19 protein-coding genes are annotated in these 16,952 nt (G+C 59.9%); 11 read left to right on the top strand and 8 right to left on the bottom strand.

The features are described from left to right. Positions 1 to 201: 201 nt before the first annotated feature. From WLQ66_RS05325 to aat, 9 genes are all read left to right on the top strand, one after another. The gene (locus tag WLQ66_RS05325; RefSeq protein WP_340545325.1) at positions 202 to 1,548 is read left to right on the top strand and encodes a substrate-binding protein; all 1,347 of its coding nucleotides are present in this window, start codon (positions 202 to 204) and stop codon (positions 1,546 to 1,548) included. Positions 1,549 to 1,702: 154 nt separating this feature from the next. Next, positions 1,703 to 2,725, top strand: coding sequence for a branched-chain amino acid ABC transporter permease (locus WLQ66_RS05320; RefSeq protein ID WP_340545324.1), 1,023 nt, complete (start codon positions 1,703 to 1,705; stop codon positions 2,723 to 2,725). Positions 2,726 to 2,729: 4 nt separating this feature from the next. After that, entirely contained in the window at positions 2,730 to 3,932 is a 1,203-nt protein-coding gene (locus WLQ66_RS05315; protein ID WP_340545323.1) for a branched-chain amino acid ABC transporter permease, read from the top strand. Between the two features lie 12 nt (positions 3,933 to 3,944). Further along, entirely contained in the window at positions 3,945 to 4,700 is a 756-nt protein-coding gene (locus WLQ66_RS05310) for an ABC transporter ATP-binding protein (protein ID WP_340545322.1), read from the top strand. An 11-nt stretch (positions 4,701 to 4,711) separates the two neighbouring features. After that, positions 4,712 to 5,467 (top strand): ABC transporter ATP-binding protein, encoded by a 756-nt coding sequence (locus WLQ66_RS05305; protein ID WP_340545321.1) that lies wholly within the window; start codon positions 4,712 to 4,714, stop codon positions 5,465 to 5,467. A gap of 203 nt (positions 5,468 to 5,670) precedes the next feature. Then, positions 5,671 to 6,207: a LuxR C-terminal-related transcriptional regulator gene (locus WLQ66_RS05300; RefSeq protein WP_340545320.1), complete on the top strand. Its 537-nt coding sequence runs from the start codon at positions 5,671 to 5,673 to the stop codon at positions 6,205 to 6,207. Positions 6,208 to 6,367: 160 nt separating this feature from the next. Further along, a complete protein-coding gene (gene accB / locus WLQ66_RS05295; protein WP_340545319.1) occupies positions 6,368 to 6,862 on the top strand; it encodes an acetyl-CoA carboxylase biotin carboxyl carrier protein in 495 nt (164 codons plus the stop codon). A gap of 9 nt (positions 6,863 to 6,871) precedes the next feature. After that, entirely contained in the window at positions 6,872 to 8,224 is a 1,353-nt protein-coding gene (gene accC, locus WLQ66_RS05290) for an acetyl-CoA carboxylase biotin carboxylase subunit (protein ID WP_340545318.1), read from the top strand. Positions 8,225 to 8,352: 128 nt separating this feature from the next. Next, positions 8,353 to 8,985, top strand: a complete 633-nt coding sequence (gene aat, locus WLQ66_RS05285) for a leucyl/phenylalanyl-tRNA--protein transferase (RefSeq protein WP_340545317.1) — start codon at positions 8,353 to 8,355, stop codon at positions 8,983 to 8,985. Here aat and WLQ66_RS05280 read toward each other — a convergent pair. The 3 genes from WLQ66_RS05280 to WLQ66_RS05270 all read right to left on the bottom strand — a co-directional run bounded on the left by WLQ66_RS05280 (position 8,949) and on the right by WLQ66_RS05270 (position 10,245). Beyond that, on the bottom strand, positions 8,949 to 9,311 hold the full coding sequence (locus WLQ66_RS05280) for a DUF2155 domain-containing protein (RefSeq protein WP_340545316.1): 363 nt from the start codon (positions 9,309 to 9,311) through the stop codon (positions 8,949 to 8,951). The two genes, aat and WLQ66_RS05280, sit on opposite strands and share 37 nt — an antisense overlap. Beyond that, complete coding sequence (gene mlaD, locus WLQ66_RS05275) at positions 9,311 to 9,763, bottom strand: outer membrane lipid asymmetry maintenance protein MlaD (RefSeq protein ID WP_340545315.1); 453 nt, start codon at positions 9,761 to 9,763, stop codon at positions 9,311 to 9,313. The genes WLQ66_RS05280 and mlaD overlap by 1 nt, the downstream gene beginning before the upstream one ends. Before the next feature lie 95 nt (positions 9,764 to 9,858). Beyond that, positions 9,859 to 10,245: an NADH:ubiquinone oxidoreductase subunit NDUFA12 gene (locus WLQ66_RS05270; RefSeq protein ID WP_340545314.1), complete on the bottom strand. Its 387-nt coding sequence runs from the start codon at positions 10,243 to 10,245 to the stop codon at positions 9,859 to 9,861. 172 nt (positions 10,246 to 10,417) lie between these two features. Here WLQ66_RS05270 and WLQ66_RS05265 point away from each other — a divergent pair, with 172 nt between their 5' ends. After that, the gene (locus tag WLQ66_RS05265; protein ID WP_340545313.1) at positions 10,418 to 10,705 is read left to right on the top strand and encodes a hypothetical protein; all 288 of its coding nucleotides are present in this window, start codon (positions 10,418 to 10,420) and stop codon (positions 10,703 to 10,705) included. Between the two features lie 29 nt (positions 10,706 to 10,734). Here the strand turns inward: WLQ66_RS05265 and WLQ66_RS05260 are convergent, their stop codons facing one another. The 3 genes from WLQ66_RS05260 to WLQ66_RS05250 form a co-directional block, all read right to left on the bottom strand. Continuing rightward, entirely contained in the window at positions 10,735 to 11,094 is a 360-nt protein-coding gene (locus tag WLQ66_RS05260; RefSeq protein WP_340545312.1) for a RidA family protein, read from the bottom strand. A gap of 106 nt (positions 11,095 to 11,200) precedes the next feature. Continuing rightward, positions 11,201 to 12,469, bottom strand: coding sequence for an ATP-dependent Clp protease ATP-binding subunit ClpX (clpX, locus tag WLQ66_RS05255; protein ID WP_340545311.1), 1,269 nt, complete (start codon positions 12,467 to 12,469; stop codon positions 11,201 to 11,203). A gap of 140 nt (positions 12,470 to 12,609) precedes the next feature. Then, positions 12,610 to 13,242 (bottom strand): ATP-dependent Clp protease proteolytic subunit, encoded by a 633-nt coding sequence (locus tag WLQ66_RS05250; RefSeq protein WP_340545310.1) that lies wholly within the window; start codon positions 13,240 to 13,242, stop codon positions 12,610 to 12,612. Between the two features lie 273 nt (positions 13,243 to 13,515). Here WLQ66_RS05250 and WLQ66_RS05245 point away from each other — a divergent pair, with 273 nt between their 5' ends. After that, the gene (locus tag WLQ66_RS05245; protein WP_340545309.1) at positions 13,516 to 14,523 is read left to right on the top strand and encodes a GlxA family transcriptional regulator; all 1,008 of its coding nucleotides are present in this window, start codon (positions 13,516 to 13,518) and stop codon (positions 14,521 to 14,523) included. Between the two features lie 56 nt (positions 14,524 to 14,579). Here WLQ66_RS05245 and WLQ66_RS05240 read toward each other — a convergent pair whose 3' ends face one another. Together WLQ66_RS05240 and WLQ66_RS05235 are read right to left on the bottom strand one after the other, a co-directional pair. After that, positions 14,580 to 15,350, bottom strand: coding sequence for a lytic murein transglycosylase (locus WLQ66_RS05240; RefSeq protein ID WP_340546308.1), 771 nt, complete (start codon positions 15,348 to 15,350; stop codon positions 14,580 to 14,582). 220 nt (positions 15,351 to 15,570) lie between these two features. Continuing rightward, the gene (locus WLQ66_RS05235) at positions 15,571 to 16,821 is read right to left on the bottom strand and encodes an Hsp70 family protein (RefSeq protein WP_340545308.1); all 1,251 of its coding nucleotides are present in this window, start codon (positions 16,819 to 16,821) and stop codon (positions 15,571 to 15,573) included. Positions 16,822 to 16,952: the final 131 nt, after the last annotated feature.

Below are 16,952 nucleotides of genomic sequence, written 5' to 3'. Positions count from 1 at the left end.
CAAGGGTTTTCTGCAACGCAACATAAGTTTCTTTACAAAAAATCCTTAACACCTGTTCATTTCTTTACAGAATAAACCTGCATTTCAAGGGTTTTATTGCGCAATTTTACAAGCCGCGCCCATACTGATTTTGCACGAAAACGTGCGGGCGCCAGCGGAAGTGAGGAGCTGTTGTCGTCATTACACAAATGGGAGGATTACATGTCCAAGACTGACGTATCACGTCGCGGAGTCCTGAAGACCGGCGCCCTGGCAGGTGCCGGCGTTGCGCTTCCGACAATCTTTACCGCATCGTCTGCTGCGGCGTTTACCAACGAACCGACCGGCAGCAGCGTGACGCTGGGCTTCAACGTTCCGCAAACAGGCCCCTATGCCGACGAAGGCGCGGACGAGCTGCGCGCCTACAAGCTGGCGGTCGAACATCTGAATGGCGGCGGCGACGGCGGCATGATGAACACCTTCTCGTCCAAGTCGCTACAGGGCAACGGTATCCTGGGCAAAGAAGTCAAATACGTCACCGGCGACACTCAGACGAAATCTGACGCCGCCCGTGCCTCCGCCAAGTCGATGATCGAAAAGGACGGTGCCGTAATGATCACCGGTGGCTCGTCCTCCGGTGTTGCGATTGCCGTGCAGGGTCTCTGCCAGGAGGCCGGCGTGATCTTCATGGCGGGTCTCACCCACTCCAACGACACCACTGGTAAAGACAAGAAAGCCAACGGCTTCCGTCACTTCTTCAACGGTTACATGTCCGGCGCTGCCCTGGCGCCGGTGCTGAAGAACCTCTACGGCACTGACCGGAACGCCTATCACCTGACGGCGGATTACACCTGGGGCTGGACCCAGGAAGAATCCATCGCCGCCGCCACCGAGGCCCTGGGCTGGAACACCGTGAACAAGGTGCGCACGCCGCTGGCTGCAACCGACTTCTCGTCCTACATCGCCCCGGTTCTGAACTCCGGCGCGGATGTGCTGGTGCTGAACCACTATGGCGGCAACATGGTGAACTCGCTGACCAACGCGGTTCAGTTCGGCCTGCGTGAAAAGGTTGTAAACGGCAAGAACTTCGAGATTGTCGTACCGCTCTATTCGCGTCTGATGGCGAAAGGTGCGGGCGAGAACGTGAAGGGCATCCACGGCTCCACCAACTGGCATTGGTCGCTGCAGGACGAAGGCTCGCAGGCATTCGTACGTTCCTTCGGGTCCAAGTATGGCTTCCCGCCCAGCCAGGCCGCGCATACCGTCTACTGTCAGACCCTGCTATATGCAGATGCGGTGGAACGCGCGGGTTCGTTCAACCCCTGTGCGGTTGTCGAAGCCCTCGAAGGGTTCGAATTCGACGGTCTGGGCAACGGCAAGACGCTCTATCGCGCCGAAGACCACCAGTGCTTCAAGGACGTTCTGGTTGTGCGCGGCAAGGAAAACCCGACCTCGGAGTTCGACCTGCTTGAAGTGGTCGAAGTGACCCCGGCAGCGCAGGTGACTTACCCGCCGGATCACCCGATGTTTGCAGGCGGTGCCCTTGGCACCTGCAACAGCGGCGCCTGATCGCGATAACCGGGGCGGGCACTCTCAACGGTGCCCGTCCCGTCACTCTCCCGGCTTGACCCTGCCCGACATGTCTAGACGACAGGACCAGCGCCAGCGGCGCTGAACAGCCGACTTATGCCAATTCCAGACGGACCAACCGAAGGTGGGGACAATGGACGCAATCCTATTGCAAATCTTGAACGGGCTCGACAAGGGCTCGGCCTATGCGCTGATCGCGCTGGGTCTGACACTCATCTTTGGCACGCTCGGCGTGGTGAACTTTGCCCATGGGGCGCTGTTCATGATCGGCGCGTTCTGTGCGGTCACCGTGCAACGCGTCCTGAGCCTCAGCTTTGAAACCGTGGATGAAACCCAGAAGGATTTTCTGGGCAATCCGCTCAAGGTGAAAACCCCCTATGTGGAGAGTTGGTTCGGCCCCGAGGTGGGCGGTGCCATCGTCGACTGGGCCGTGCCGTTGGCGATCCTATTTGCCATCCCGATCATGATTACGGTTGGCTATGTGATGGAACGCGGGCTGATCAAGCATTTCTACAAGCGCCCCCATGCGGATCAGATTCTGGTGACCTTTGGCCTCGCCATCGTGTTGCAAGAGGTGGTGAAATATTTCTACGGCGCCAACCCGATCCAGACGCCTGCGCCCGATGCGCTGAACGGCGTGATCAATCTGGGTGCGATCATCGGCCTCGACATCATCTATCCGGTCTGGCGCGTGGTCTATTTCGGCTTTGCCCTTGTGATCATCGGCGGCATCTTCTCCTTCCTGCAGTTTACCACATTCGGCATGGTGGTGCGCGCCGGTATGGCCGACCGCGAAACCGTCGGGCTGCTGGGGATCAATATCGACCGCCGCTTCACCATCATGTTCGGCATCGCGGCCGCCGTCGCGGGACTGGCCGGCGTTATGTACACACCGATCAACTCCCCCAACTACCACATGGGTATGGATTTCCTGGTGCTGAGCTTTGTGGTGGTGGTTGTCGGAGGTATGGGATCGCTGCCCGGCGCCGTGCTTGCAGGGTTCCTTCTTGGCGTGCTCGAAAGCTTCGCCTCGATGAATGAAATTAAATCCCTGATCCCCGGTATCGACCAGATCATCATCTATGTGGTCGCAATCATCATTCTGCTCACCCGCCCTCGAGGCCTGATGGGCCGCAAAGGTGTGATGGAGGACTAAGCACATGTTCGCACTCAACAAAAAAGACAAGACGCTGCTGCTGGTCGTTGCCATCCTGACCCTGTTTGCACCGTTCATCCTGAACCCCTTCCCGACTGGCAGCGCCCTGGCGCAGTTCAACGCGGGCTACCCGGACCTGATGCAGCGGTTTGTGATCTTCGGGATCTTTGCCATCGGCTTCAACATTCTCTTTGGCCTCACCGGCTACCTGTCCTTTGGTCATGCCGCCTTCCTTGGTGTGGGATCCTATTCAGCGGTCTGGATGTTCAAGCTGCTCAGCATGAACGTGGTTCCGGCCATCGCGCTGTCGGTGATCGTCGCGGGTCTGTTTGCACTGGTGATCGGCTATGTCAGCCTGCGCCGCTCCGGCATCTACTTCTCGATCCTGACGCTGGCATTCGCGCAGATGTCCTTCAATCTGGCCTATTCGGTGCTGACCCCAATCACCAATGGCGAGACCGGCCTGCAGCTGACGCTGGATGACCCGCGCATTCTGGGCGTGTCGGCGACCGCTGATGGCTCGATCCCGGTGACCAGCCTCTTTGGCCTGGAGATGCGCTCGACCTTCGAGATGGTCGTGGGTCCGTGGGCCTTCCAGTTCAACGCGGGCTACTACCTCTGCGCACTGATCCTGCTGGCCGCATTCTACCTGTCGATCCGTATCTTCCGCTCGCCCTTTGGTCTGATGCTGAAGGCGGTGAAATCGAACCAGCAGCGGATGAACTACACCGGCCTGAACACCCGACCCTACACGCTGGCTGCCTTTGTGATCTCGGGCATGTATGCCGGTCTCGCTGGCGGCCTGATGGCCTCAATGGACCCGCTGGCAGGCGCCGAACGGATGCAGTGGACCGCCTCTGGTGAAGTGGTTCTGATGACAATCCTCGGCGGAGCAGGCACCCTGATCGGGCCAGTTCTGGGCGCAGGGTTCATCAAATACTTCGAGAACATCTTCTCCAAGATCAACGACAACGTCCTGCACAGCTGGTTCAGCTTCATGCCCGACGGGATCGAGGATGCGATGGTCTTCATCGTCCACCCCTTCATCGGCAAGGGCTGGCACCTGACGCTGGGCATCCTGTTCATGCTGGTTGTGATCTTCCTGCCCGGTGGCCTGGTCGAAGGCGGACAGAAGCTGCGCGGCTGGATCCAGGGGCGCAAACACGAAAAAGACAGCCCCTCGGGCAAAACTGAACCTGCGGAATAAGGAGCAAGACCAATGGGTATCCTTGAAGTCAAAAACGTAGGCAAACGGTTCGGCGGCCTTCAGGCGCTGTCAGAGGTGAACCTCAGCGTGCGCGAAAACACGGTCCATGCCATCATCGGCCCCAATGGTGCAGGCAAATCGACCCTTCTGAACTGCCTGGTGGGCAAACTGATCCCGGATACAGGGTCGGTGATGTTTGACGGCAAATCCGTTCTGGGCCGCGCGCCCTATGAGATCAACCAGATGGGCATTTCCCGCGTCTTCCAGACGCCAGAGATCTTTGGCGACCTCTCGGTGCTGGAGAACATGATGATCCCCTGCTTTGCCAAACGCGACGGCGCCTTTGAGATGAATGCGATCAGCGCCGTCTCCAGCCAGCGCGACATTCTGGAAAAGGCAGAGCATATGCTGGAGGAGATGAACATGGCCGACAAACGGCACATGAACGCGGCCTCCATGTCACGCGGGGATAAGCGACGGCTTGAGATTGGCATGTGTCTGTCACAAGAACCGCGCCTCCTGTTGCTGGACGAACCCACAGCGGGCATGGCGCGGGCCGATACCAACAACACCATTGATCTGCTGAAACAGATCAAGTCCGAGCGCGACATCACCATCGCGATCATCGAACACGACATGCACGTCGTATTCTCGCTGGCGGACCGGATCACCGTGCTGGCGCAGGGTAAACCACTGGTGGAGGATGATCCGCAAAACATCAAAGGCAACCCGAAGGTGCGCGAAGCCTACCTCGGCGAGTCGGCGTAAGGAGATCACAGATGAACGTCAAACCCGACTTTTCCAAACACGCCAACCACGCCACCACGGCCCCGGCCTTTCTCTCGGTCTGGGACATGCACGCCTATTACGGCGAGAGCTACATCGTTCAGGGCATTTCCTTCAATGTGCATGAAGGTGAGATCCTGGCGCTTCTGGGTCGCAACGGCGCTGGCAAGACTTCGACCCTGCGTTCCATCGCGCGCACGGGTTCACCGATGGTGACCAAGGGTGAAATCTGGCTCGATCATCAGCCGCTGCACACGATGTCCTCGCATGAGGCTTCGGCGGCGGGCCTGGGTCTGGTGCCGGAAGATCGCCGCATCATCCCCGGCCTGACGGTTGAGGAAAACCTGCAGCTGGCCCAGATTGCCCCGCCCATCGGCTGGTCGATCGAACGTCTATATGAACTGTTCCCGCGTCTTGGCGAGCGGCGCAAGCAAGAGGGCGTGACCCTCTCCGGTGGGGAGCAGCAGATGCTGGCCATCGCCCGCGCGCTGGCCCGTGACATCAAGGTGCTGCTGCTCGACGAACCCTATGAAGGTCTGGCCCCCGTGATCGTCGATGAGATCGAAAAGACCCTCATCCACATCAAACAGCAGGGCATCACCACCGTCATCGTCGAACAGAACGCGGTGCGCGCCCTGGAACTGGCCGACCGCGCGGTGATCCTCGACACCGGCGGCATCGTCTTTGATGGCTCAGCGGCCGAGGTTCTGGAAAACGAGGAACTGCGCGCCGAATATCTGGCCATCTGATCCAAACACTCCCCGTCGGGTCGGTACGAATGGCCGACCTTGGCACCTTGGGGCTGATGCCAGTGCATCAGCCCTTTTTTTTGGTGCCGCATCCGCGCGGAATCCCGGACAATGAAGGCCTGCCACCACGAGACAGATCGGCACTGGCGCCTATCCGACGGAATTCGCTTTGCTTTGCACAATAACAGCGGTTATCTGCCCGCATGACCGATCTCGCCTTTGAATTTGCCCCGGTGGGGCTGGCTTTGCTTGACAAACGGGTGATCCAGCGCTGCAACCGGCAGTTCGCCGAAACCTTTGGCGGCGCCAGCGCCAGTTATGTCGGCCTGCCCATCGCCGAGCTTTACCCCAGTCAGGAAGACTTCCAGCGGATTGGAGATCGGCTGCAACAGGCGGATGCGCAATCCGGCCACTATAACGACGAACGGATCATGCGCCGTCGCAACGGCGATCTGTTCTGGTGCCGGGTGCGCGGGCGGTCGCTGACACCGGAGCAGCATTTTCGCAGCGGTGTCTGGAGCTTTGCCGATATTTCAGACGACCGACCGGTGGTCAGCCTCACCCCGCGCGAGCGGGATGTGGCGATCCTTACCTGTCGCGGGCTGTCGGCCAAGGAAATCGGTGCGGAACTGAACCTTTCGTATCGCACGATAGAAACCCATCGCGCCCATCTCCTGGTCAAATTCTCCGCCCGCAAGCTGCCGGAACTGGTGGCAAAACTGACCGGAATGCCGCTCTGAGCTCTGATCTGCGCGACAAGATTGCAAATCCTGCCAATGGCGCTCATGTTAGCGGCTATCTTGTCAGCGCTTTCCTTGTGGTAAAGCATACCCTATAAGCGCCTTCAATTCTTATGCCCGTAGGGATCTGCGGGCCTGTCGGAACCGGCTGAGGACAACAATGACAAATAAGACCCACGAAGCAGACGTATCCTTCATCAAAGCGCTGGCGGAACTGCTGCGCGACAATGATCTGACCGAATTGCAGGTCAAACGTGACTACGGCGAAGACGACAGCCTGAACGTGCGCGTATCCCGCCAGACCATGGCCGCGGCCCCTGTACAGGCTTATGCCGCACCGGCCCCGGTGGCCGCGGCAGCTGCCCCGGCGGCCGCCGCCCCTGCCGCAGCCCCCGCCGCCGCAGAGGATCCCGCCAGCCACCCCGGCGCCGTTCCCTCGCCGATGGTCGGGACCGTCTACACCCAGCCCGAACCGGGCGCGCCGACCTTTGTAAAAGTTGGCGATCAGGTGGCCGAGGGCGATACCCTCTTGATCGTCGAAGCCATGAAGACCATGAACCACATCCCGGCCCCGAAGGCCGGCACCATCAAGCGTATCCTCGTCGAAGACGGCGCAGCGGTCGAATTCGGAACGCCGCTGGTCATCATCGAGTAAGGGTCCAACATGTTTGATAAGATCCTGATTGCCAACCGAGGTGAGATCGCGCTGCGCGTGATCCGCGCCTGCCGGGAAATGGGCATCAAGTCGGTTGCCGTGCATTCCACCGCTGACGCGGATGCGATGCATGTTCGCATGGCCGACGAATCCGTCTGTATCGGACCGCCGTCCGGCACCCACAGCTACCTGTCGATCCCCGCCATCATCTCCGCCTGCGAGATCACCGGTGCTCAGGCGATCCATCCCGGCTATGGCTTCCTGTCGGAGAATGCCAATTTCGTTCAGATCGTCGAAGACCACGGGCTGACCTTTATCGGCCCCACCGCGGAACATATCCGCGTCATGGGCGACAAGATCACCGCAAAGGACACCATGAAGGATCTGGGCGTGCCCTGCGTGCCCGGCTCCGACGGTGGTGTACCGGATCTGGAAACTGCCAAGAAAATTGGCGAGGACATCGGCTATCCGGTGATCATCAAGGCCACCGCCGGCGGTGGCGGACGTGGCATGAAGGTGGCCAAGACCGCCGCCGACATGGAACAGGCCTTCATGACTGCCCGCGCCGAAGGCAAAGCCGCCTTTGGCAACGATGAGGTCTATATCGAGAAATACCTGACCACACCGCGCCACATCGAGATCCAGGTCTTTGGCGACGGCAAGGGCAATGCCGTGCATCTGGGCGAGCGCGACTGTTCGCTGCAGCGGCGCCACCAGAAGGTTTTCGAGGAGGCTCCCGGCCCCTGCATTACCCCGGAGGAACGCGCGCGGATCGGCAAGACCTGTGCGGATGCTGTTGCAAAGATCAATTACATTGGCGCTGGCACCATCGAGTTCCTCTATGAAAACGGTGAATTCTACTTCATCGAGATGAACACCCGCCTGCAGGTGGAACATCCGGTCACCGAGAGCATTTTCGGTGTCGATCTGGTGCGCGAGCAGATCCGGGTCGCCGAAGGCCTGCCGATGTCGTTCACACAGGACGATCTGGAGATCAACGGTCACTCGATCGAGGTGCGGATCAACGCCGAGAAACTGCCGAACTTCTCGCCCTGTCCGGGCAAGATCACCCAGTATCACGCCCCCGGCGGGCTGGGTGTGCGGATGGATTCGGCGCTTTACGACGGCTATTCGATCCCGCCCTACTACGACAGCCTGATTGGCAAGCTGATCGTGCATGGCCGCGACCGGCCAGAGGCCTTGGCGCGTCTCAGCCGTGCCCTGGGAGAGCTGATCGTGGATGGTGTCGACACCACCGTTCCGCTGTTCCACGCGCTGCTCGAAGAGAAGGATATCCACACCGGGCAGTACAATATTCATTGGCTGGAAAAATGGCTGGAAACCAATCTCGGTAACGCCTGATCATTTGGGGCGGCCTTGCGGGGCCGCCTTTTTTCTTTCCCGCTGCCCGATTTTTACCCCTGCCCTTTGCCTTGTATCATCGCGTTTTCCATTTCCCCGAACACACGATCCCGTTTTAGACTAGCCTTATGACCCTCACGCCAGAACTGCTGCTTCACGCCTATTCCGTCGGCGTTTTTCCCATGGCCGAGAGCCGGGACGACCCCGACGTTTTCTGGGTAGATCCGAAGCGGCGCGGCGTGTTCCCGATCGGTGGATTTCATCTGTCGCGCTCGCTGGCCAAAACCCTGCGAAAGGGGGGGCATGAAATTGCCGTGAACCGGGATTTTGCCGCAGTGCTTGACGGCTGTGCCGATCGCGCCGAGACATGGATCAACCCAGAAATCCGCGCCCGCTACATTGACCTGCACCAGCAGGGCAACGCCCATTCGCTTGAGGTTTATCAAGCAGGTGAGCTGACAGGTGGCGTCTATGGGGTTGTGCTGGGCGGTGCGTTCTTCGGTGAGAGCATGTTCTCCCGGCGCCGGGACGCGTCAAAGATCGCATTGGCCTATCTGATGGATCGGCTGCAACAGACGGGTTTCACCCTCTGTGATACGCAGTTCCTGACGCCGCATCTCGCCTCTCTCGGCGCGGTCGAGATCAGCCGGGCGCGCTATCGCCGCCAATTGCGGGAGGCGCTGGATATTGACGCGGATTTTACCGCCGCCCCCCTGCCCACGCCTCAGGCGTTGGTGCAGCGCATCACCCAGATATCATAGCGGCTGTGATCCAGCGCGTTCAAAGCCGGGCTTGACGCGATCATCCAGCCGTCAAAATAAACCGTGGCATCATTGGGATTGCGCACCGTCACATAGGCATAGGCATCGCCGGTTGGGTTGTCGGCAGGAAAGCGGCATTCCTGCAGGCTAACGATCACGCCAAATATCTCAGCGCTGCCGCCCACCGGAATTTCCAGATCCTGCGTCTGACCATTGACCTTGTCGAGGCCGCGCAAAACGGCGGAGGTGCCATTTTCAGCAGCCCCCTGCGCCCAAGCGACACCTGTGGCCATCGCAAGTGCAAAAAGCGCCGCAATCAGACGCATCAGCCTTCGTCTCCGCTGCCTGCAACAAATTTCACCAGAAGCGAGATCAGGCTGACCGCGCCCTGAGTGTCCTCCACCGCGTCCCCCGCCTCAAAGGCAAAGGGCGATCCACCGGGCATCACCTCAACGAAGTTGCCGCCAAGCAGGCCTTCGGAAGAAATCACCACCGCGCTGTCGTCGGGGATCTCGATCCCTTCCTTGACGGAGAACCGGGTATCGGCACGAAAGGTCTGCGGGTTCAGTTCAACACCGGTGACCGTGCCGATCTTGACACCGGCAAGACGGACATCGGTGCCGACGCTCACCCCTTCCAGAGACCGGAACGAGGCGTTCAGCTCATAAGCAGAGCCGGCGCGCGACAGACCGGCTGCCTGACCGGCATAGACGGCAAATCCGATGGCAGCGGCCAGAACCAGCCCACCTGCCAGAACCTCGGTAGTGTTATGCGACATGCTGTTTCAGCCCCTGCCTTTGGATGGGTCGACACCTGCGCCGACCGGCCAGCGCCGCTGGCGACGCTGTTGTCTCGATCAGATGTGACCGATGCTTATTCCGGCGACCATGCTTCATAGTCGCTGCGTTCCTTGGGAGCTCCGGCTGCGCGGATCGACCCGGCCGGCGCATAGGCCAGCATGGTGCCGGTCAGGTTTTCCTGATGCGGCTTTTCCCAGGGTTTATGCGCCAGAGGTTTTTCGGACGGCACTTCGTCAAACGTGCGGTGCAACCAGCCATGCCAATCTGCCCCGATGCGCGAGGCCTCAACCTCGCCGTTGAACATCACCCAGCGCTTGCTGTCGTCGGCATTGCGATAATACACGTTGCCCTGATCGTCCTCACCCACCTTGGTGCCCTTACGGGCGGTGAAGATACGCGTATTCAGGGTCGAGCCGTTCCACCAGGTCACAGCCCGCAAGAGAGAGTTCAGGATTCCCATCGGTTCCTCCGAAAATTTCGCTTCTGATATGGCGCAATTTACCGCCAAGGTCCAGACACGCTGCACCCGCCCATGGGGATTGTCGCAAAACTTCTCGGGCATTTGCACAATCGGGCCATAATTGCCGCCTAAGATGCGCGTGAATTCTTAACATCCGATAGCGAGGCCGCCCGTGCGCTTCATCCTTTCTCTGGTCGCAACCCTTATTGTCGCCGTTACTGTGCTGGACCTGATGCAGGTGACCAGCCTGATGATCCACGGCGACCGTGCCCAGCAGGGGCCAAAGACGATCCGCCTGACCGAACCGGATGAAGGAGATTGGCAGCAGATGACAATGAAAACGCTGGACGCGGCGAAATCCATGCTGGGCCTGGATGCAGACCCAGAGAAAAGCGAGTTGCAGAAGCTGATGGAGCGGCGCCGCAAGGAAACCGCCCCTATGCGTAGTTTCGAGTTCTAGCCCGCAGTCGGCCCAGGCCAGAGTTCCCCTTAGGCCGACGCCAGGGCCGTTACCTCGATCTCGATCCGAAACTTGGGATCAATCAGCCCGCATTCGATCATCGTGGCAGCTGGCGGGTTATCGCCAAAGGTCTGCGCCAACAGCGGCCAGCAGGGCTCGAACTCAGCGCGATCGGGCAGGTAGTAGTTCACCCGTACCACATCGGCAAAACTGCTGCCCGCCTGCTCAAGCGCGGCCCCAATGATATTAAGCGCTGACTGGCACTGCGCGACCACGTCGTCCCCCTGTCCCACGGTGCCTGCCACATGCACAAAGCCGCCCGCAACCACGGCGCGGCAATAGCCGATCTTGGCCTCAAATTCGCCTCCGGAGGAAATGCGTTTGATCATGTTCTCTGTCTCTTTCTTACCGAAAATCACATGGAAAAGCGGCGCAAGGTTACCCTCACGCCGCCTTTCAATCATCTCAGCTCAGCCATTGGCATCGCTCCAAAGCTTAACCAGCTGTCGCCGACTCTTTTTCGGCGTCGGCGTGGATCATCAGCGGTTGTGCGTCCGAGTTCACAGCCTCTTCGTTCACGACCACTTTCTCGACGCTGTCCATTCCCGGCAGCTCAAACATGGTGTCGAGCAGGATATCCTCCAGAATGGAGCGCAGACCACGGGCGCCGGTTTTGCGTTCGATCGCTTTCTTCGCTATCGCACTCAGCGCTTCCTCGGTAAAGTCCAGCTCGGTATCTTCCAGCTCGAACAGGCGCTGATACTGTTTGACCAGAGCATTCTTCGGCTTGGTCAGAATGGTGATCAGCGCGTCCTCATCCAGATCTTCCAGTGTTGCCAGAACCGGCAGACGGCCGACGAATTCCGGGATCAGGCCGAATTTTAGCAGGTCTTCAGGTTCAAGCTTCTTGAAGGTTTCACCGACACCCGCATCGCTGTCATCACGCACATCCGCGCCAAAGCCCATGGCCGAGCCCTTGCCGCGCTGTTTGATGATCTTGTCGAGACCGGCGAAGGCACCACCGCAGATGAACAGGATATTGGTGGTGTCCACCTGCAGGAATTCCTGCTGCGGATGCTTGCGCCCGCCCTGCGGCGGCACGCTGGCCACGGTACCTTCCATCAGCTTCAGCAGCGCCTGCTGCACCCCCTCGCCCGACACGTCGCGGGTGATCGAAGGGTTTTCCGACTTGCGGGTGATCTTGTCGACCTCGTCGATGTAGACGATGCCGCGCTGCGCACGTTCGACGTTGTATTCCGACGCCTGCAACAGCTTGAGAATGATATTCTCGACATCCTCGCCCACATAACCGGCTTCGGTCAGCGTGGTCGCATCCGCCATGGTGAAGGGCACATCCAGAATACGCGCCAGCGTCTGCGCCAGCAGCGTCTTGCCGCAGCCGGTTGGGCCGATCAGCAAAATGTTGGATTTTGACAATTCGATGTCCGAACCCGCCTTCTGAGCGTGATTCAGGCGCTTGTAGTGGTTGTGCACCGCAACAGACAGCACCCGCTTGGCCATTGCCTGACCGATCACATAATCGTCAAGGACCTCGCAGATGTCCTTCGGCGTCGGAACGCCGTCGGTGGACTTCAGCCCGGAGGCCTTTGTCTCTTCGCGGATGATGTCCATGCACAGTTCGACGCATTCGTCGCAGATGAACACGGTTGGGCCCGCAATAAGCTTGCGTACCTCATGCTGGCTCTTGCCGCAGAAGCTGCAATAAAGCGTGTTCTTACTGTCGCCGCTTGAGTTCGTTGCCATGGTCTACCTTTCCGTCCAGGGCGTGCATGCGCCTCCTGCGCCACCCGTAATATTGGCAGCTTATGCCACAGGCACAGCAGCCACAATCGCAAAGTGTGCCCCGATGACGACGGGGCACACCTGCCAGCTCACACCGCTGATCAGCTGTCCTCGTCGTCCAGCTTGCTGCGGTTTTCGACGATTTCGTCGATCAATCCGAATTCCTTCGCCTCTTCGGGAGACATGAAATTATCCCGCTCCAGCGCGTTCACGATCTTGTCGTATTCCTGGCCGGTGTGCTTGACGTAGATTTCGTTCAGGCGCTTCTTCAGCTTCAGGGTTTCCTCGGCGTGGATCATGATATCCGTCGCCTGCCCTTGGAAGCCACCGGAGGGCTGATGCACCATGACGCGGCTGTTGGGCAGCGAGAACCGCATCCCCGCCTCACCCGCCGTCAGCAGCAGCGAGCCCATGGAGGCCGCCTGGCCGATCACCAGTGTCGAAACCTTCGGCTTGATGTATTGCATGGTGTCATAGATCGACAGGCCCGAGGTCACAACGCCGCCGGGGCTGTTGATATACATCGAGATCTCTTTCGACGGGTTCTCCGCCTCAAGGTGCAGCAGCTGGGCCACGATCAGGGAACTCATGCCGTCGTGAACCGGACCGTTAAGGAAAATGATCCGCTCCTTCAGCAGGCGCGAAAAGATATCATAGGCGCGTTCACCGCGGCTGGTCTGTTCCACCACCATCGGCACCAGCGTGTTCATGTATGTTTCTCTTGGATCGACCATATTGACCTGCCTGCTTTGAATTGTATCGGCATCATAGCCGACTGAGTATTACCCGAGTCTTAGTGCCGCCACATTTGGGCTGCAAGGGGCGGCGATTGTTTTTGCGCTGGCCTGTGCCCTGCACCCGAATGCGGCTTCGGTGGCGCAAACAGTCAGGTCCGCGTCGAAAACCATCGCCCCGCCGTCGCAAAAGGTGGGATGCAGGCCGCAGATCGGGGTTAACTAGCAAAGATCACAGACCCAACCGAAACCGGTGTGTTACAGGTTCCCGAAATGATCGATGACTATTTTGTGCAAAAAGGGGCGTCGGCCAATCTGACGATCCCCTTTGACGGTGAGCCGCAGGATTTCTATTTCCTGCTGCTGCCGAAGGCGACGATGCTGCCCATCGCGGCCGCCGTCGAGCCGTTGCGCATTGCCAATCAGGTCACCAATACGCAGCTCTATCGCTGGTATGTGATGACACCGGATGGCGAACCGATCCGCTGTTCAAACGGGATGACCATCACGCCGGACCTGCCAATGGGTCCGCTCCCGGGGGATGCTCTGGCTTTTGTCTGCTCGGGCGTGGAACCGCAGAATGCCGCCAGTGAGACGGTGTTGAACTGGCTGCGGCGCGAACGCCGCTTTGGCCGCTCGATCGGCGGCATCTGCACCGGGGCCTTTGCTCTGGCGCAGGCTGGGCTGCTGGGCGAGCATCGGTTCACCCTGCACTGGGAGAACCAGCCCGGTTTTGTCGAGAGATATCCGGACCTGCTCCCATCGCCTCGGATCTTTGAAATCAGCGATACTCTGATGACATGCGGCGGCGGCAATGCAGCCACAGATATGATGCTGAACCTGATCGAGGAACGCCATGGCAAGCAGCTGGCGATCATTGTTGCCGACATGTGCCTGCATGTGCGTACCGGCGGGCAGAGCACACCGCAGAAGTCCAATTACGCGGTCGCAATCGGCAGCCGCAACCAACGGCTGCTGAACGCGCTTCAGCTGATGCAGGAATCAATTGAGGAGCCACTCTCAATCGGCGAGCTCTGTGATCGGCTGGATATCTCGCGCCGTCAGCTGGAGCGGCTGTTTGCGCGCTATCTCGACCAGAGCCCGATGCATGTCTATTTCGACATGCGGCTCAGCCATGCCTTTGCGCTGATGAACGAGACCTCGATGTCAGTGACCGAGATCGCGCTGGCGTCTGGCTTCAACAGCGCCACGCATTTCTCGCGCCAGTTCAAACGCAAGTTCGGCGCCAGCCCGCATTTTTTCCGCAAGGGGTGGAACTGAGCCGCAGCAGCCGCCGACAGCAGCAGCCCCCCGTTGCGGATGAGCAGGCGGTGTCCTCAGCCGTCGATCTTGCGCCCCATGATGGCCAGCGACTGCTGGTAGACGGTTGCCGCATTCCATTCCTTCAGCACGCGGTAATTCGGCTCCCCCTGTTGGTAGCCACGCCCGGGTTTCCAGCCTTTCTTGCGCAGGAAATGGGCGGTTGAGGCCAGCGCATCCCCCATGTTGTAGAAATCCACCCGCCCGTTGCCATCCCAGTCCACACCGTAGTTGAGCGCATTCCCCGGCAGGAACTGGGTGTGCCCCAGTTCGCCGTGTTTGGCGCCTTTGGTCGCGCCGGTAATGGCGCCCTGATCCACCAGTTTCAGCGCACCAATGGCATGGGGTTTGAAGAAATCGGAGCGGCGGCAGTCGTAGGTCAGCGTCACGATGGCCGAGACCACCTGACTGTCACCCATGTAATTGCCAAACGCAGTTTCCATACCGTGAATCGCAATCAGGATCCCGGCCGGAACCCCGAACTTGCGTTCCAAGGCGGCAAAGAACTCCGCATTGCGTGCCTTGCGCTTGCGGCCTTGGGCGATGATCGTATTGGCGCCGCGGATCTGCATGAATTTCTCAAGAGAATAGCGAAAGCTCTTCTGGTTGCGATCTGCGGCGATGGTGCGGCTGGCGTAGCTGGTATTGGCCAGCGCGTTCAGCCCGGCCTGGCGGACGCCGGCGCGTTGCGCCTCCTGGGCGAAATCGCGTTTCCAGGTCTCAAACCCGGCAGAGGTATTGCCGCAGGATGCCGCCATCGCGGCAAGGGGAAGGCCAGAGGCCAGCATCGCGGTGACGGCGATGGCTGACAGCCGACGGCTGAGCAGCAGCGGCGCTCGACGATGAGTGGTGGTGGCATCTGAGGTGAAGGGGCGAAACAACTGGAACATCTTAAAAAACCTGAATCCGAAGCTTATGGGCTGAACCTTCAGTCTAGCTGAAATCTGCGTCGAGACCAGCCATCAGATCACCCCGGCGCAAGCCTATGTCCGACGTCAGTTCGCGGCCTCAGGCAAACGCGCTGCCCGCAGCCAGCGCCAGACCATCGGCGACAGCTGTCATCGCGTTCTCTGAATATAGCTCAGCGCGCGGACAGAGCTGCTGCATCTGCGTCTGCACCGCCGCAAGCAGGGCCGAACCCCCGACCAGAACCACCCGCGTGACCTGATCACCGCGCAGATCCGCCCGACGAAGGGTCTCGCGGGCACAGGCGGTGATCTCGTCGATATCGCTCGCCAGGCTCTGCTCAAGCGTCTGCGTGTCCAGGGGCACCGACAGCCCCGGTTCCAGAACCTTCAGATCAATCACCGCGCGGCGGCGATCTGGGTGATTGACTGCGATTTTGCCCCGCTCAACGGCAAAGGCCAGATCGTGCCCCAGCTCATCTTCCAACACGGAGACAAGCCGTGCCAGTTTTTCAGGTTCTTCGGCATTGCGCGCCAGATCCTGCGCGGCGCGGCGACTGTCGGCAGCATAGAGGAAAGGGATCATCTGCCAGGTCGCCAGATCGTTGAACAGCCGGTTGGGTGCAGGCAGGCTGCCGCCGCCAAAACTGTTGCGAATGGCACTGCCGCGCCCCAACAGCGGCATCACGTGATCAATGCTCAGCTGCCGGTCGAAATCGGTCCCGCCAAGACGCACGCCATGCGAGGCCAGAATACGCGCGGTCCCATCCCGTGACTGCTCAAAGGCTGTGAAGTCCGAGGTGCCGCCGCCGATATCAACGATCAGGCCGATGCCGGGCTTGGGCTGTGCCGAGCGCAGGGCCGCTTCGGGTTCCAGCATGAAACGGACCTCCTCAAACCCTGCGGCCAGATAGCAGGCGCGCAGGTCCACTTCGGCCTGGGCATCGCGGGCTGCATCCTTGCTGTGAAACAGCACCGGTCGGCCTGACAGCGCATGGCTGAACGACTGGCCGGTTGCCGCCTCTGCCCGGGTCTTCAGCTCGGCCAGAAAACGGGCCACGATAGTGACAAAATCGACCAGCTCACCATTCAGACGACGTTTTTCATACATCAGCGGCGTGCCGAGCAGGCTTTTCAAGGCACGCATGAAGCGGCCTTCGTCCCCATTGATCAACGCGCGGGTGGCTGGCCGCCCGATAATCATCTTGCGACGATCAGGATCAAAGAACACGGCGGTTGGCAGCGTGGTTTCCCCCGGCTCGATCTCCACCAGCCAGGGTCGTCCGTTGACCGCAACACCGGCTGCCGAGTTGGAGGTGCCAAAGTCGATTCCAAGGGTGTTGGGAGTGGTCATGTCTGACACCTGTCGCTGAGAAAGAATCGGCGTGAGTATCTGAAGACGTTGGGCAAAACAAGTGTTCAGACAGCGGCGGAACGACACAACTCTGGCGGAACGCAAACCACCCCCGCGATAGCCATCGCGGA

The sequence above is a fragment of the Phaeobacter sp. A36a-5a genome (assembly GCF_037911135.1).
In the GTDB taxonomy this organism is placed as follows: Bacteria; Pseudomonadota; Alphaproteobacteria; order Rhodobacterales; family Rhodobacteraceae; genus Phaeobacter; species Phaeobacter bryozoorum.
The sequence above is the reverse complement of the archived record's forward strand: the minus strand, read 5'-3'. Positions and strand labels throughout refer to the sequence as shown.

Bases quoted from the DNA above. Each gene is read 5' to 3' on its own strand.
- WLQ66_RS05325 (WP_340545325.1), top strand. From the start codon at position 202: ATGTCCAAGACTGACGTATCACGTCGCGGAGTCCTGAAGACCGGCGCC.
- WLQ66_RS05320 (WP_340545324.1), top strand. From the start codon at position 1,703: ATGGACGCAATCCTATTGCAAATCTTGAACGGGCTCGACAAGGGCTCG.
- WLQ66_RS05315 (WP_340545323.1), top strand. From the start codon at position 2,730: ATGTTCGCACTCAACAAAAAAGACAAGACGCTGCTGCTGGTCGTTGCC.
- WLQ66_RS05310 (WP_340545322.1), top strand. From the start codon at position 3,945: ATGGGTATCCTTGAAGTCAAAAACGTAGGCAAACGGTTCGGCGGCCTT.
- WLQ66_RS05305 (WP_340545321.1), top strand. From the start codon at position 4,712: ATGAACGTCAAACCCGACTTTTCCAAACACGCCAACCACGCCACCACG.
- WLQ66_RS05300 (WP_340545320.1), top strand. From the start codon at position 5,671: ATGACCGATCTCGCCTTTGAATTTGCCCCGGTGGGGCTGGCTTTGCTT.
- accB (WP_340545319.1), top strand. From the start codon at position 6,368: ATGACAAATAAGACCCACGAAGCAGACGTATCCTTCATCAAAGCGCTG.
- accC (WP_340545318.1), top strand. From the start codon at position 6,872: ATGTTTGATAAGATCCTGATTGCCAACCGAGGTGAGATCGCGCTGCGC.
- aat (WP_340545317.1), top strand. From the start codon at position 8,353: ATGACCCTCACGCCAGAACTGCTGCTTCACGCCTATTCCGTCGGCGTT.
- WLQ66_RS05280 (WP_340545316.1), bottom strand. From the start codon at position 9,311: ATGCGTCTGATTGCGGCGCTTTTTGCACTTGCGATGGCCACAGGTGTC.
- mlaD (WP_340545315.1), bottom strand. From the start codon at position 9,763: ATGTCGCATAACACTACCGAGGTTCTGGCAGGTGGGCTGGTTCTGGCC.
- WLQ66_RS05270 (WP_340545314.1), bottom strand. From the start codon at position 10,245: ATGGGAATCCTGAACTCTCTCTTGCGGGCTGTGACCTGGTGGAACGGC.
- WLQ66_RS05260 (WP_340545312.1), bottom strand. From the start codon at position 11,094: ATGATCAAACGCATTTCCTCCGGAGGCGAATTTGAGGCCAAGATCGGC.
- clpX (WP_340545311.1), bottom strand. From the start codon at position 12,469: ATGGCAACGAACTCAAGCGGCGACAGTAAGAACACGCTTTATTGCAGC.
- WLQ66_RS05250 (WP_340545310.1), bottom strand. From the start codon at position 13,242: ATGGTCGATCCAAGAGAAACATACATGAACACGCTGGTGCCGATGGTG.
- WLQ66_RS05245 (WP_340545309.1), top strand. From the start codon at position 13,516: ATGATCGATGACTATTTTGTGCAAAAAGGGGCGTCGGCCAATCTGACG.
- WLQ66_RS05240 (WP_340546308.1), bottom strand. From the start codon at position 15,350: ATGCTGGCCTCTGGCCTTCCCCTTGCCGCGATGGCGGCATCCTGCGGC.
- WLQ66_RS05235 (WP_340545308.1), bottom strand. From the start codon at position 16,821: ATGACCACTCCCAACACCCTTGGAATCGACTTTGGCACCTCCAACTCG.